A 16023-nucleotide genomic window follows, 5' to 3' on the forward strand; every position below is an offset into this window, starting at 1 on the left:
GCTTAATTTGACAAATAATAAAATATAAAACCTGTGGACAAGATATTTACTCGAATATCTTGTCCAATGGTTGTAATAGAAGTGTTAAGTACCGACAAATAAGCGAGCAAACTCGAAAATTTCTTTGAATTTTTGGGTTTCTCGCTTTTTTTGAGGGCGAAATCTTCGAACAACATTTTATGCGAATTTAGTAGGTACAAGACGACTAGTATCCTTGTTGCTTGTTTCCATCGCTTTTTCTTGTTTTTGCCATGCCTATAGATTTGTTATAATAGATTTATCTCTGTTTCTAAAAACTATGACAAAAAGTTAAGGAAGACATTTAATGATTTTAGAAAATAAATTAGGCTTGACTAGTCAAGTTGAGTTGGCAAAAGCTGAAGAAAAAATCAGTAAGCAAAAAGCAAAAAAATTATATGATTTTGGAAGGATAGATGAATTAGAAATTGGAACGTTCAAAGGGGTGAGCGAAATCCATGACTATTTATTTTCTGAAATCGATGATTTTGCTGGGGAAATTCGCTCAGTAAATATTGCAAAGGGAAATTTTCGTTTTGCGCCGGTCATGTATTTGGAGTATTCTCTCAAACATATTGACCAAATGCCACAGGCTACTTTTGAAGAAATCATCAAAAAAAATATGTAGAGATGAACATCGCTCATCCTTTTCGTGAAGGGAACGGTAGGAGTACTAGAATTTGGTTAGATATCATTTTTGAAATCGGAGATACAGAAAGTGGTTGACTGGAATCTAATTGACAAGTCTGATTATTTATCTGCAATGGAACGTAGTCCGATCAATGACTTAGAGATCAGCTATTTGATTTCTAACGCGTTGACGGATAAGATTTCCGATCGTGAACTTTATATGAAAGGGATCGATGTGAGTTATTTTTATGAAGGTTATTCTGAATATACGATTGATGATCTATAAAAGAAGGGAAAGGTTTGTGAATAAACAAAAAACGCCTGATTTTGACTAAAATAGCAAAATCAGGCGTTTTTTTATTTACGAAACCATTTTTTTAAGCCATTCAAAGGCTTTGTTTTTTGATCAACGGGCGCATTATCGATAATCAATAACGTGATCATCACATAAGCGATCCAGCTATCTCTTGAATAGAGTGTATAGCGAGACTTCCAGTTGGTGGCGTATTTATCTTTGTATTCTCTCAACCCTTGAAAAGAATAGAAATGGGAGCCAAACTCATAGACTAAATAAGCAATTCGTTCTTGGATGAAACTTTTCCTTGAAGTCCCAACATTAGACAAGGGAGCCATACCTAAATTGAACCATTGGATATTTTCTTCCTTCATATATTCAAAGAGGTGGATGAACAAATAGTCCATGCTGCCAGAAGGAGCAGTCTCTGGATCATAGCGCATCAAATCAATCGTTCCGATCTTATCGTTCGTATAAGTCGGCATGATCGAAGCAAAAGCGACCAGTTCACCCTGTTCGTTTTTGACGACTGCAATCGGTGCTCGCTGTAAATAGTCTTCTGAGAAGAAGCCTAATGAAAAACCTTTTTCTTTGCGGCTACCTAACCAACGATCAGAGATTTTTTTAAGCTCAGAAATTTGTTGGGAAGAAAATGGCGGTTGAAGCACATCAAAGGTAAATCCTTCTCGTTCGATCCGGTTTAATATTGCACGTGTACCTTTCATTTTTTTCCCAGAAGTCGTGAAGTCGGCTAATGAAACATGACCTTCTTCCCCCATTTTGATAAAGTCGTAGCCAAATTCATGAAGGATCATAACTAGTTCTTCGCTCGTTTCATAAAAGACTGGCAAGTAGCATAAGCGATCTGTTTCTGCGATAAATGCTTCGATAGCTTCTGGAAAATCTTCTTTTTTACCGGAAGGATCGCCCATCACCACACATTTATTGTTATAACTAGCAAATTGTAACAAGACGGTTGCTTCCCCGTTTTTTTCATAGGTAAACATTCGTTTATCTTTCAAGAAAATCAGCTGACTATCTGAATTACCGCCGTAAGTTTCCAAAATCGCGGAGGCAGCTGCTTCATCTAATTCTTGTCCGACTTGCGCTTTTTTACCTTGGAGATAGTGGACGAACAAAATCATGATAAAGGCCACTGCCAAGATTGCTAGAAAACCAGACAACCAAATTTTTTCTGACGGAAACAGAAAAAATGAAATAAACCGATGATTACGATGAGGGAAAGTGGGCATATTATAAACACCGATCACGATATATAAAACGGTCAACGCCCCTATGATCAACCCATCGATCGTCAACCATTCCCACGAGTAGATAAATTGATCTCTGAACAATTCATTACGTGAAGCGATCACGATACCTAATAGCAATAGCAAGAAAATAATACCAGTGGTACTTAGATCATTCAGCCCAACATAAACTAATGAAATAAGGATCAGAAAAATGGTTGGCCAGTAGACCCGTTTGACTCTAGCTGCGATGCCTCGTCCCATGATGACAAACAAGAAGCCTAACAATATGCTTGGAAATTGCATAATAAAATGCATCTTTATGGGATTGATATGATGCAACCAACGAAATTCAGTAAATGCTTGCGGGATCGTTGCAGAAAGAACCAACATGATACCGGAAAAATACATCAAGACCACTAAGATTTTCCGGGCAATCTGAGTCGCTAATTGCTTTGGAATACCAGAGTATCGTTGGTCGATCGATACACCGACATTTTTAAAGAAGAAAATCAAGCCAATGAAAAATGGAATAAAGTAATAGAAGATCCGATAAAGCAAGATCCAGATCACGACGGTTTCTTTAGGGATGCCCAGAGCCGATAGACCAAAGATCATCATCACATCAAAACTACCGATTTCTCCAGGGATCATTGAGATGATCCCGATAACTGATGCGGCAATGAATAAAGGAATCGTTTGCCATAGATCAATAGGGATCTCCATCAAATAGCCGACTGCAAGAAAAGTTCCTAAGACACCCGTCCATTCCAATAAGGAAACAAGTAACAACTGACCTTGAGATTTAATTGAAAGACCGCCGACGTAACCTTCTTTTTTGATTGTTGTAAAAAGAAAAACGATGGGGAAATACAGACCCCCAGCAATCAACCAAATCCAATACTGTTTAAGAAACGGAGCGACAGGTGTAAAGAAGACCATGAAAAACGAAACTAAACTATACAGAGATAAACCAGCCATCAGAAATAAAAAAACTTTAGATAAAGCTTGCATGACTTGTTTGCTGTCTTTTCTTTGACCATACAGTTCGGATCGTAATCCGATGCTGACGAATCCACCAAACCCAGCAATGTTATTGATGGTATTGATCATCCAGCTTGTTTCAAATAAACATAATGGCTTTTGCTTTTGGTCTAGTAACTTGTTAAAAATCAAATCATAACCAATCATTGGTAGAATGGAGATCAACCCAATCAAAAACATCAGTCCGATCTTCCAAAGTGGGATCGTGGAAAAAGTTTGAGCTAATTGGTCCGCAGACAACAAGGTACTGATGGTCATCAATTCACGAATAATAATTACTAATACGGAAATCAAAAAAATCGTTTTGATAAGTCTCAAGTGGCTTTTGAACCACTGTATGATGTGCTTGAACAAAAAATCACCTACTATTTTTCAAATTTATTTTGTCAAGAAGTCTAAAACTTCTTGATTGAAGCGTTCTGGGTTTTGCCGAGCTAATTGATGCCCTTGTCCGGAGACGAGGACAAATGAAGCATTAGGGATCGTTTTCGCTAAATAAAGCGAATGTTTAAGTTTGATGACATCTTTTTTGCCGACGATGATCAGTGTTGGGCAAGTGATTTTTTCTAAATGTTCTGTCGTAAGACCGATATCATGAAGCAATAAATCAATGACCAACAAATGCTGACGTAATTTTGGCTGAAACAATGAGCGCAACCAAACAAAGAAATAGTGAAAAGCACTGAGTAATCGAGAGGACCAAAGGACCCCATCCAACCGTGTGTTGCCCGAGTTCAAAATCAAGCGATTGACTCTATCTGGATAATTGCTTGAAAAAACTAAAGCAAGATTGGCCCCATCACTAAATCCCAAGATATTTGCTTGAGGGATCTGTTCTAGTAGCATGACAGTCAATAAATCATCTGCCATCAAACGAAAATTCAACGTTCCCGCTTGATTTGTCGAATGTCCATGTCCACGACTATCGATAAGATAGATCGTAAAATATTTTTCTAAAAGAGGAACTTGTTCTGAAAAAAAATCACCGCTCCCGTCATTTCCATGAAGTAGCAAGAGGGGAAACCCATGCCCACTTTTTTCATAATAGATGTCAGTTCCATCTGCCATTTTTGCAAATTTCTTTTCTTTTTTCACGTTTATCACCTACTATTTTGAATTATAACGCTCTTTATCTATTTTAGAAATCGAAACTCTGTAAAATGAACGATCATTTTCGTAAGATGAAAGGGAAAATGAAACATTCATTTTTTATTAAATTAAATAAGAAAAAACAGAGAAAAAATAGCCAAGAATGAAAAGAAATAGTAAGATAAAAAAAGATGTCAAATAGCTAGGTGGGTTTGGATGAAGAAAAAAAGAAAATCAATCTTCCGTATGATCGTAGGTCTATTTGTCTTCGCGATTCTGGCAATGATTCTTTTTCTATTAGGTAGAACGTATCAATCGATCAAACGAGTGGAAAACTATCAAACAGAGATTTCGACAGCATTAGAGAAGTACCACATGCAAGAACATGAGAATCTAGTGAAGGCAATCATACTTACTGAATCAAGAGGAAATGGTGTCGATTTGATGCAAAGTTCGGAAAGTGCCTATGGACAGATGGGTGCGATCACGACACAAGCGGGAAGTATTGACCAAGGGGTGAAATACCTCTCAGAAATGATAGCTGAAGCGCAAGCGTCAGGTTGCGATCTTGCGACAGCGATCCAAGCATACAATTTTGGCAAGGATTATATTGCTTACGTCAAAGAAAGAGGCGGAAAGAATACAGTCGATTTAGCTGAAGAGTATTCCAGAGATGTGCTGAGTCCGCTTTTAGGGAATAATGATAAAAAAACCTATCGCTATTGGCGAATCCAATCATTGCTTCATAATGGTGGGTATTTATACCATAATGGTGGTAATATGTTTTATGCGGATGTGGTGAAGATGAATCAGCAGTTGCTTGAATGGTACGAAAAAATCTTTTAAGTCTGTTGATCGAACCAACTGCAAATCAAAGTAATACAAAAAATGAATACAATGAAAAGAAAGAGGGAGTGCTTGGACGAGTGGAAGAAAATCAAAAAGTAATAGAGAGAAAAGAGAACACATCAAAAGATTGGGGACTACGATTCTTCAAGGGGATGTTTATCGGCTCAGGTTTTATTTTGCCAGGAGTGAGCGGGGGAGCTTTAGCAGCAGTGTTCGGAATGTACGAACGGCTGATTTCTTTCTTAGCCCATATCACTAGAGACTTTAAAGAAAACGTCTTATTCTTTTTACCAGTTGGGTTAGGCGGAGTCACTGGCGTGTTCTTATTGTCCTTTTTAGTCAGTTTTTTACTAGGTGCCTATGAAACAACGATTTTGTGGTTTTTTGTAGGATGTATCGCCGGAACGGTGCCTGCTTTATGGAAAGAGTCAGGAAAAAAAGGCCGAAACAACACAGATCTCATTATTATGGTCGTAACATTTATTTTAGGTTATCTTTTCTTGTTATATGGTGCCCGTTTATTTGATGGTCAAGTAGAACAAAACGTCTATACTTGGCTGATGGCAGGAGGTTTGATTGGTCTTGGAATGATCGTTCCAGGATTAAGTCCATCGAATTTTTTGGTTTACATGGGACTGTATAAAGCGATGGCTGATGGCTTTAAAGAAGTTCGTTTAGAAGTGATCATTCCTATTGCAATCGGTGGAATCGTTTGTGTTCTAGGTCTTTCAAAGGTAATGGACTTTATTTTCTCAAAAGCTTATAGCAAATTATTCCATTTTATTCTAGGTATTGTTTTTGCATCCACGATCATGATCATTCCTACAAATTATAGTGGTTTGGGAATTTTAGGCATTTTGGCATGCCCAGTGCTATTCATTGCTGGTGCTGCACTAGGCTGGTGGATGAGCCGTTTAGAAGAGCAGTATAAGTAAGGGAGTCACAAGAAGAAAAGTCACTTATGTTTTTTAGTCGATTGTTCAAGTCAAGGACAAATGACGATAGAGACTATCTTCGATCACCTCCAAAAGAAGCACAATATGAGATAGAAAAATAGAAAACAGATCCGCTGTTTTTTGATTTTTCTATCTTTTTTTAAAACTAAAAAAAACGAGTTGTTTTTAATCGTAGAAACAGCTAGACTAATTGAAGTGATTATTTTTGAAAGTTGGCGTGATATGGAAATGAAAGAATTAAAGGGACTTACAGAAAATGAAGTGAGTCAAAGATCTGCCTCTGGTCAGCAGAATGATTACCAAGAGGATGCAACAAAAAGTACGAAACAAATTTTCAGCGATAATATTTTAACATTATTCAATTTTTTGAACTTAGGTATAGGAATCTGTTTATTACTAGTTGGGGCTTATTCGAACATGGCTTACTTAGCCATCATTTTTGTGAATATCACCATGGGGATCTATCAGGAAATCCATGCGCGAAACCTTGTGCGACGTTTATCGATCGTCTCACAAGCGGAAGTAACCGTCATTCGTGATGGGAAAGAGAAGATGATCCCAACGAAAGAATTAGTTTTAGGCGATCTTGTGAAAATCGGTGCGGGTGAACAGATCCCCTCAGATTTACAAGTGATCAGTGGACGGGCAGAGGCAAATGAAGCCTTACTGACTGGTGAATCAGATTTGATCGTCAAAGAGTCAGGGGCTGAATTACTTTCAGGTAGTTACCTTACTAGTGGCTCTGTGTTTGCTACAGTTATCCGTGTTGGAGCAGATAATTATGCTGTCCGCTTGACCAACGAAGCAAAAACACACAAAGAAATTCGCTCGGAACTTGTGGAATCAATCCGCAAAGTATCGAAGTTTACAAGTTTTGTGATCATTCCTTTAGGGATCATCTTATTTTTGGAAGCTTTGTTCATTCGAAATGCATCGATCCAACTATCAGTCGTTGCTTCTGCGGCAGCCTTATTGGGAATGTTACCAAAAGGATTAGTGTTATTAATCAGTATTGCTTTGACGACTGGTGTAACGAAACTAGCGAAAAAACGGATCTTGGTCCAGGATATGTACTCCATTGAAACACTGGCACATGTAGATACATTATGTCTTGATAAAACAGGGACGATCACCGAAGGGAAAATGAGCATCCAACGAGTTGAACCTTTAAATGATGCTTACGAAAAGATGATTCCTACCATTATGGGCACATATTTAGCTGAAAGTAGCGATAACAATGTCACGATGCGCGCGTTGAGAGAGTATTTCGAGATTTCTAATCGCTATGATGTCGGAGAAAAATTAGCCTTTTCATCTGACCGTAAATGGGGCGCAATGGAATTTCCTGAACTAGGTGTGGTCTATGTTGGTGCTCCTGAACGGTTAGTGCCAGAAAATCGGCTGCCAGAGAGTTTAGTTGAAGCCCAAGCAAACGGATTTCGTGTATTAATGTTAGGACTTGCTCCTAATCAAACGTTGTCTTCAGGTGATCCTCAAGGGGTAGAACCGATCGCTTTGTTTGAGATCGATGATCCTATCCGAAAGAACGCGCAAGAAACCTTAGCTTATCTGCACGAAGAAGGGGTAGACTTGAAAGTGATTTCTGGAGACAATCCTTTTACAGTCTCAAATATTGCGCGACGTGCGGGACTGCCAAACTATCAGTCTTATGTTGATCTTTCCGATTTGACGGAAGAAGCAGAAGTCAGAAAAGCTGCTCATCAATATACAGTTTTTGGGCGAGTGAGTCCGCAACAAAAGAAACTCTTAGTCAATGAACTGAAAGCAAGTGGACGAACAGTTGCTATGACTGGGGATGGCGTGAACGATGTATTGGCTTTACGTGAGGCCGACTGTAGTATCGCTATGGCAGAAGGAGACGGAGCCACACGACAAATTGCTAACCTTGTCTTGTTGGATTCTGATTTTACGACATTGCCCGAAGTATTGTTTGAAGGGCGCCGAGTCGTGAATAACGTGACGAAAGTTTCTGGCATCTTCTTTATTAAAACGATCTACTCATTTATTTTATCGATTCTATGTGCAGTGACGGCTATTGGATTTCCTTTTATCCCGATCCAGATCACATTGATCGACCTTGCCATCGAAGGGTATCCATCTTTCTTCTTATCATTTGAGAATGACAAACGAAAAGTCGATTATCGCTATCTACCAACTGCGCTAGTCAATGCGTTACCTAATGCATTACTTGTTGCTTTCAATACCGTTGCAATTTATTTGATCGGTCATAGTCAAGGTTGGGCTGCTAGTGAAACAACGACCTTGATGTATTATTTATTGATCGGTATCAGCTGTCTGGCAGTGATCAAAGCCTGCTTGCCATTCAATCCACTACGGATTTTCTTAGCAGTCACCACAGTGGTCGGTATTTATGTTGCTGCGATGCTTTTCCATCATTTATTAGAAGTCAATCTTGGATTAGGGAATACTTGGCCTTACTTTGTTGGCTTTATGCTTTTGAATGTGCTATTACGTTTAGGTTATTGGAAATTAGGCATACAAAACAAATTATTGGATAAAGTAAATGCAAATAAAACTCCTCATACTCATGTGGAAGAAAATGTCATATAATCCAGTATCTATCACTTGAAAAAGTATAGGATTATGGTACAATGAAACATGTATAATTGTGTCCTTTAAAATCGCACTGATTTTCGTTAGTGCGATTTTTTACCGGTTATTCTCCTGAAATGTCTTGTCGCTGAGTATGAGATATCAACTAATGCAGGGGGTGAGAATATGGCTCAAAGGATCCCTCAAGAGACCATTGAGACGATTCGTAATCAAACGAATATCGTTGAGGTGATTGGGCAATATGTCCAGTTGAAAAAATCCGGGAAAAACTATTTAGGTCTCTGCCCTTTTCACGAAGAACGCACACCTTCATTTTCGGTTGCGGAAGATAAGCAGATTTTCCATTGCTTTGGTTGTGGAAAAGGCGGGAATGTCTTTACGTTTCTTCAAGAATTGGAAGGTTTGTCTTTTCCAGAAGCAGTGGTCAAGGTCGCTGATTTAGAACAGATCCAGCTCGAAGATCAGTGGCGACAACAAACGCTGACTGCTCAAACTGGAGATTCAGCTACCGGTAAACTGATCGCGGCTCATGAAAAAGCAGTAGAAGTTTATCATCACATGTTGTTGCACACAAAAGTAGGTGAGCCAGCGCTAAACTATTTACTCGAACGTGGTCTGACCACCGAATTGATCGAAGAATTCAAGATCGGTTTTGCGCCAAATGAACGCTCATTTTTACAACAAGTGTTCCAAAATGAAGACTATTCTGAGGAAGTACTCAAACAGTCCGGCTTGTTTGTTACACATGATGATGGCCGGATGTCGGATCGTTTTTATCAACGGATCATGTTTCCTCTTCGTAATGGTCAAGGTCGGACGATCGGGTTTTCTGGTCGTTACTTGGCTGGTGAACACGATACAAAAGATCAACCAAAATATTTGAACAGTCCTGAAACGGATCTGTTCAACAAAAGACAAGTTCTATTCAACTTAGACAAAGCGCGTAGTGAGATCCGCAAGTCGGGTGAAATCTTATTATTCGAAGGGTTTATGGATGTTATCGCTGCATGGCAAGCGGGTGTGAAGACTGGGTTAGCCTCCATGGGAACAAGTCTGACGACTCAACAGATCCAGCAGATGGAAAAACTGACAAAAGAATTAGTGTTTTGTTATGATGGTGACCGTGCGGGTGTAGAAGCTACGAACCGAGGAATCGAACTATTACGTCAAAATAGTCGAATGCAACTATCCGTCGTAGCGATCCCAGAAAAGCTCGATCCAGATGAGTACTTGAGAAAGTATGGGGAAGAGGCTTTTCAAGAATTAGTTTTGCACGGACGAGAGACCATTTTTGCTTTTAAATCGCGTTATTTGAAGCAAGAAAAAAATCTAGAAAATGAAAAAGATAAAATTGAATATCTTGAAGCGGTACTAAGTGAATTGAGTAAAGTTGTTTCGCCAATCGAACAAGACATGTATCTAACGCAGTTATCAGCAGAATTCCAGCTGAGTCGAGAAACGATGCAAAAGCAAATACGTGATCTGCGCCGAAAGAATCAACCAGCTACGCAAGAACAAGCACAACCATCGACAGAGCCAGTGTCTGTAAAATCTGGAACGATCAGACAAAAACGACCATTATCTCAGGTTGAAAAAGCAGAACAAATGCTATTGTACCGTGCGTTCAAAGAACTTGCTGTGCGTAATCTACTCAAGGAACAAGGCGTTCAATTTATTCATGATACTTATGCAGAAATCTATTTTTTGTTTGATGCGTTTGTATCTCAAAATGGAGAATTCAAACTTGCGGAGTTTTTAGACTTCTTGCAAGATGAAAATTTAAGGCGGATAGTGGTCGAGATCGAATACATGCGAATGGCTGAAGAAAGTACGCCGCGTGAGATCCAAGACTTACTGAGAGTGATCAGTAAATCGGGCTTAGCTGAAGAAATCATAACAAAAAAACAGATGCAGCAAGAAGCACGACGTACAGGGAACAAACAGTTGGAATTGGAATTGACGATTGAGATCATTAATTTAACGAAACAGTTAAAACAAGCCGAATAGCTACTTAAAGGGGGCCTTCTTTTATGGCAAATGGAACAGATGTTAAAAAATATGAAGCAGCAGTGGCAGCGTTCATTAAAGAAAATAAACCAAAAGGGCAAGTGATTTATGATGATCTATCAAATAAACTTGCGACACCATTCACTTTAAATGCAGACGAGATGGATAAGTTGATCCAAAAAGTAGAGGACGCAGGTATCAGCGTCGTTGACGAAAATGGTGAACCATCGATCCATAGTCTGAAAAGTGCTGAGAAAAAAGCAGAACAAGCAAAAACAGAAGATCTTTCTGCACCGACAGGCGTTAAAATCAATGATCCTGTTCGGATGTACCTCAAAGAAATTGGCCGCGTCTCCCTTTTAACTGCAGAAGAAGAAGTAGCATTAGCATTGAAGATCGAAGAAGGTGACCAAGAAGCGAAACAACGCTTAGCTGAAGCCAACCTTCGTTTAGTTGTAAGTATTGCCAAAAGATATGTGGGTCGTGGGATGCAATTTTTAGATTTGATCCAAGAAGGAAATATGGGATTGATGAAAGCTGTTGAAAAATTTGACTACCGTAAAGGGTTCAAATTTTCTACCTACGCCACTTGGTGGATCCGTCAAGCAATCACACGTGCGATTGCTGACCAAGCCCGTACGATCCGTATTCCAGTGCATATGGTGGAAACCATCAATAAATTGATCCGTATCCAACGTCAATTATTACAAGACTTAGGAAGAGAACCAACGCCTGAAGAAATCGGTGCTGAAATGGATCTTCCTACAGAAAAAGTACGCGAAATCTTAAAGATCGCTCAAGAACCTGTCTCATTAGAAACACCGATCGGTGAAGAAGATGATTCACATTTAGGTGATTTTATCGAAGACCAAGAAGCAACTAGTCCTGCGGAACATGCAGCGTATGAATTATTGAAAGAGCAATTAGAAGATGTCTTAGATACTTTGACAGATCGTGAAGAGAATGTCTTACGTTTACGTTTTGGCTTAGACGATGGTCGTACACGTACGTTGGAAGAAGTGGGTAAAGTCTTTGGCGTGACCCGTGAACGTATTCGACAAATCGAAGCAAAAGCATTAAGAAAGCTTCGCCATCCATCACGCTCAAAACAATTGAAAGATTTCTTGGAATAATCAAGAAACGATTTTTTAACGAAAAAACAGGTTATTTTGTCTAAATGCCTATAAACCCTCAAAGTGGAGCTTTATCCAACTGTTGAGGGTTTGTTTTTTATCGAACAATCCAAAGGACTTTCAACAAACGGTCGTTTAAATAGGATAGTTCATTACGTTCGTTATTTATTTTTTGTTAAATGACTTATTTGTTTTTTTATAAAATCCTTAGGATATCCTATTGGCGTGTGGATTAGATTATGGTAGATTTAATGGTAGCGAAAACCTAGTAAAGGAGCCGATCGCTAAGTGATAAAAAAATGTCCAAAATGTGGATCAGAAAAATTCAAAGATCAACCAAAATGTCCAGAATGTGACTTTGAACCACAACAAGATGAACTGACACAATTACCCCAAACAGATGACAATCAATCGTTAAAAGAAACAGCTGAGGAAGTTTATCCAGACAGTATCGTGAATGATCCAATCGAATGGTCAGAACTAAAAGATCTACCATTGGAATCTGTCATGGAACTATTTGACTCAACTGACACGAATAATGGATCACTGGATGAACAGGCAGAGAAAAAAGAAACTACTAGTCTTAACGAAGAAAAGACAGAAGCGGACGTCGCTGCTACATCTGAGCAAATAGAAAAAGAGCAACAGAAAAAACGAGTGGCTGAATTAAAAGAAGCAGTAAACAATGAAGAAGAAAATTCTATTCTAGCTGCTTACATCAAGGCACATCGTGAAGATACGACTGAAGAACACGCAAAAGAGCTGCTTCGAATGATCGAAACGGCGGCAGCAACGGGTGAGGATTCAGTCGATATTCGCTTGTCGGAAAATACAACTGAGCAAGTTTCTCCTGAAAAATCTCAAGAGGATGCAACAAAAGAGCCACCAGTTGAAGAAACAACAGAAGAAACAATCATTGAAGATACTTTGGTCGAAGATTCTTCAACAAGTACAGAAGAACAAATAGACGTAACTACAAATATAGAAGAAATCGCCCCAGTTTTTACGGAAGAACCTATAGAATCGACTGAACCGATCGAAGAGGAAAGTTCTAAGGTTGAGAGTACGAAAGCTGATTCAAAAGATGCATCGCAACCAAAAGAAGCTCCTGAAACAATTGAACTGGTGGAAACACAGCCGGAACAGACAAAAATTGAGGAACAAGAAGCAAGCAGTGCGTCCATCAAAAAAGAAGAATTGCCAAATGAACGAGGACCAAAAAAATCCAAAAAACGACTGTACCTGACGAGTGCAGTAGTACTTTTACTTGGTGCAGGTGGTTGGATGTATTATGATCATCAGCAAAAAGTCCAAGCAGAAATCGCTGCTGAGACCCAACGTAAACAAGATAAAATGGCTGATTTACAATCAGATTTAGCTGCGTTTTATTTAGATGATGATGAACAGTTCATTCGTACAAGTATGATCAATCAAGACTTGTCAAAATTAAGGGCATCATTGAATGAGGTCAAAGATGAAAAAGGTTATGCAGATCTGGAAAAAACCTTTGAAGATATCCAATCAAAGATCAAACAGGTCCAAACGGTCAATGAATGGTTTGTTACACCCGTTATCGCCGATGATCAACTGATCGCAGAACCAAAATTGAAAGCTGACCAAGCAATCCAAAGTTTGGAAACAGAAGATACAGCATTTGGTCAATTGATCGACAAAGCGACAAATGAAGCAACCACACAGTATCAACAACTTCAAACAGCAAAAGAAAAAACTGCTGTGGTTTATGCAGATGGTCAAGTTAAGGATTCAGCAACGAGAGAGCAGTATGACACAGCAAAAGCAGAAGTGGCGAAAGTAAAAAATGCAGAATTAGTCAAAACACTTGTGACCGAATTGGACAAAGTCAATGAAACTTTGTCGAAAAAAGAAGAAGCGAAGAAAGCAGAAGAAGCGAAGAAAGCAGAAGAGGCGAAAAAAGCCGAAGAAGCGAAACAAGCGCAGGCACAAGCTGAAGCACAAGCAGAGGCAGCTGCTCAACAAACTGAGTCGACACAGACAACGCCAGCGACTAACTCTGCAAACCGTCCAATCATGGAAACGAGAGCCAGTGATGTCGCAGATGCTTCTAATCCTGCTTGGAATTGGGCACCAGGAGTTAAAGAAAGTGTGATTGCGACAAGTATTGCACGAGGATACATCGTAGAGGGTGGCTATCGATTAGAGAAAGCTCGCATCGAAAACGGTGAAGGTTACTACAACCTTTATGCGACTTCAACTAAATCGTCATTGATGAGTGGCATCGGCGAAAGCGCACTACCATTTTATATTGTCACGATCAATTGTAAAACTGGTTGGTTTGGCGGAAACGGTAGTAACTAGAGCAGTCGTAGTTAGCCATAGAATGACATAGCGTTCTATCAAACTAGTTAACTATTCCCTCAAAGCGAATCAACAATGGTCCCGAAGCAATTTTTCGGAAATATAACTTTCTATCATAACGTCAAGAATAGGCCTTAGAATCCAAAAATATGAGGATATTTTCGGGTTTTATGGCCTATTTCAGTTGAATACTTGTATCTCAACCTTTTATAGAGAATCTCTATCCATAAACATGGCGTTATGTTATGATAGCAAAGAAATGTTGGGATACAAAGGCCTTTTAGAAAAGGAGAAAAAGATGAACGAATTATTAGCAAATGTCTTTACCGCAATGGTGATTGACGAAAATGAAAAAAATTATTTTGTCCAAAAAAATGGACAAACTTTCCGTTTGAGCAAAGAGGAAGGTGAGCATACGATCGGTGAAGCAGTCGAAGGGTTTGGTTACCAGAATCAAAAACAAGAAAATCGTTTTACAACGGTGATACCAAAGAGTCGCATCGGACATTATGCCTTTGGAACAGTCACTTCTTCAAGAAAAGATCTAGGTGTCTTTGTTGATATTGGTTTACCGGACAAAGATTTTGTTGTTTCATTGGATGAGCTACCTACAATGACTGAGTTGTGGCCCAAAAAAGGGGATCAGTTGATGATCGCTTTACGAGTGGACGCAAAAGATCGCATTTGGGGAAGTCTAGCAGAAGAAAGAATCTTCAAATCACTAAGTAAGCATGGCGCAGAAGACTTGAAAAATAAAAACATCTCAGGAATCGCTTATCGCTTGAAGCTGACTGGCACGTATCTGCTGACGGATGATTTTTATATTGGTTTCATCCATCCTTCAGAACGTTACCGCGAACCACGCTTAGGTGAAAAATTAGAAGGGCGTGTAGTTGGTGCAAGACCCGATGGTGTGTTGAATATCTCTTTGAAACCACGTGCACACGAAACGATTTCTGATGATGCGCAAATGATCTTGACGATTTTAGAACGTTCGGCAGATCAACAAATCGCATTCACTGACAAATCAGATCCAGAAGAGATCATGCGTGCATTTGGGATCAGCAAAGGGGCATTTAAGCGTGCAATTGGTAATTTATTGAAACAAGGATTGATCAAACAAGAAAATGGCGTGACGAAATTAGCAAAAAAATCTAATTGAGAATAACTTGCATGTTTTTCTCGTCTAGCTTATAATAATTTTAATCTAGAACGGTTGATCAGATATCTTAATTATAATCATTATAAATTGTTGGGGTTGAGAAAAATGGGCATGAACACAATGTCAGTAATGAAAAAAACAAAACAACAGCTACATGAATCTGGGTTTAAACTGACCCCACAACGCGAAGCAACCTTGCTCGTCCTCTTAGAGAACGAAAAAGAACACTTGTCAGCAGAAGAAGTGTTCTTCTTAGTCAAAAAGAAGAACTCAGAGATCGGTTTGGCTACAGTTTATCGAACGTTGGAGATTCTAACGGATCTAAAAATCATCGACAAAGTTAGTTTCAATGATGGTGTGGCTCGATATGATCTCCGAAAAGAAGGAGCCAAGCATTTTCATCATCATCTCTTGTGCTTAGATTGTGGAACGATCGAGGAAGTCGAAGAAGATTTACTGAGTGAAGTTGAACAAGTGATCGAACAGCGCTATCACTTTTTTGTCAAAGATCATCGTTTGACCTTTCATGGTATCTGCCAAGAATGCTATAATAAGAAAAAAGAAAGAAAGACCGTCTGAATTGATAGACGGCTTTTTCTTTGAAGTGTCTACTGAAAAATAGACTACCGAAACCAAGGGCTATCTGATATGATAAAGA

At 39.0% G+C, this 16023-nt stretch carries 10 protein-coding genes and 1 pseudogene; 9 read left to right on the forward strand and 2 right to left on the reverse strand.

From position 1 onward, the window contains the following. Positions 1–325 precede the first annotated feature (325 nt). Positions 326–934, forward strand: a pseudogene (gene fic, locus CUS89_RS01320) (protein adenylyltransferase Fic). Positions 935–1005: 71 nt separating this feature from the next. On the opposite strand, the gene mprF reads toward fic, so the two are convergent. Together mprF and CUS89_RS01330 are read right to left on the reverse strand one after the other, a co-directional pair. Beyond that, positions 1006–3591 carry a bifunctional lysylphosphatidylglycerol flippase/synthetase MprF gene (mprF, locus tag CUS89_RS01325; protein ID WP_104870743.1) on the reverse strand — a complete coding sequence of 862 codons (2586 nt, stop codon included), beginning with the start codon at positions 3589–3591 and terminating at the stop codon, positions 1006–1008. A 24-nt stretch (positions 3592–3615) separates the two neighbouring features. Beyond that, positions 3616–4332: an alpha/beta fold hydrolase gene (locus CUS89_RS01330; protein WP_104870744.1), complete on the reverse strand. Its 717-nt coding sequence runs from the start codon at positions 4330–4332 to the stop codon at positions 3616–3618. Between the two features lie 210 nt (positions 4333–4542). Between CUS89_RS01330 and CUS89_RS01335 the strand changes: the two genes are divergently transcribed. The 8 genes from CUS89_RS01335 to fur all read left to right on the forward strand — a co-directional run bounded on the left by CUS89_RS01335 (position 4543) and on the right by fur (position 15944). Beyond that, a complete protein-coding gene (locus CUS89_RS01335; RefSeq protein ID WP_104870745.1) occupies positions 4543–5172 on the forward strand; it encodes a lysozyme family protein in 630 nt (209 codons plus the stop codon). 80 nt (positions 5173–5252) lie between these two features. Then, positions 5253–6110 carry a DUF368 domain-containing protein gene (locus CUS89_RS01340; protein ID WP_104870824.1) on the forward strand — a complete coding sequence of 286 codons (858 nt, stop codon included), beginning with the start codon at positions 5253–5255 and terminating at the stop codon, positions 6108–6110. 243 nt (positions 6111–6353) lie between these two features. Further along, the gene (locus CUS89_RS01345; RefSeq protein ID WP_181055280.1) at positions 6354–8723 is read left to right on the forward strand and encodes a cation-translocating P-type ATPase; all 2370 of its coding nucleotides are present in this window, start codon (positions 6354–6356) and stop codon (positions 8721–8723) included. Positions 8724–8891: 168 nt separating this feature from the next. Continuing rightward, complete coding sequence (gene dnaG / locus CUS89_RS01350; protein WP_104870746.1) at positions 8892–10733, forward strand: DNA primase; 1842 nt, start codon at positions 8892–8894, stop codon at positions 10731–10733. Positions 10734–10756: 23 nt separating this feature from the next. Continuing rightward, positions 10757–11866 carry an RNA polymerase sigma factor RpoD gene (rpoD, locus tag CUS89_RS01355; RefSeq protein ID WP_010735787.1) on the forward strand — a complete coding sequence of 370 codons (1110 nt, stop codon included), beginning with the start codon at positions 10757–10759 and terminating at the stop codon, positions 11864–11866. 288 nt (positions 11867–12154) lie between these two features. Beyond that, a complete protein-coding gene (locus CUS89_RS01360; RefSeq protein ID WP_104870747.1) occupies positions 12155–14203 on the forward strand; it encodes a cell division site-positioning protein MapZ family protein in 2049 nt (682 codons plus the stop codon). A gap of 298 nt (positions 14204–14501) precedes the next feature. Continuing rightward, positions 14502–15365: a CvfB family protein gene (locus CUS89_RS01365; protein ID WP_104870748.1), complete on the forward strand. Its 864-nt coding sequence runs from the start codon at positions 14502–14504 to the stop codon at positions 15363–15365. 105 nt (positions 15366–15470) lie between these two features. Next, positions 15471–15944, forward strand: a complete 474-nt coding sequence (fur, locus tag CUS89_RS01370; protein WP_104870749.1) for a ferric iron uptake transcriptional regulator — start codon at positions 15471–15473, stop codon at positions 15942–15944. The last annotated feature ends 79 nt before the right edge of the window (positions 15945–16023 follow it).

The organism is Enterococcus mundtii (assembly GCF_002947535.1).
GTDB classification, from domain to species: Bacteria; Bacillota; Bacilli; order Lactobacillales; family Enterococcaceae; genus Enterococcus_B; species Enterococcus_B mundtii_B.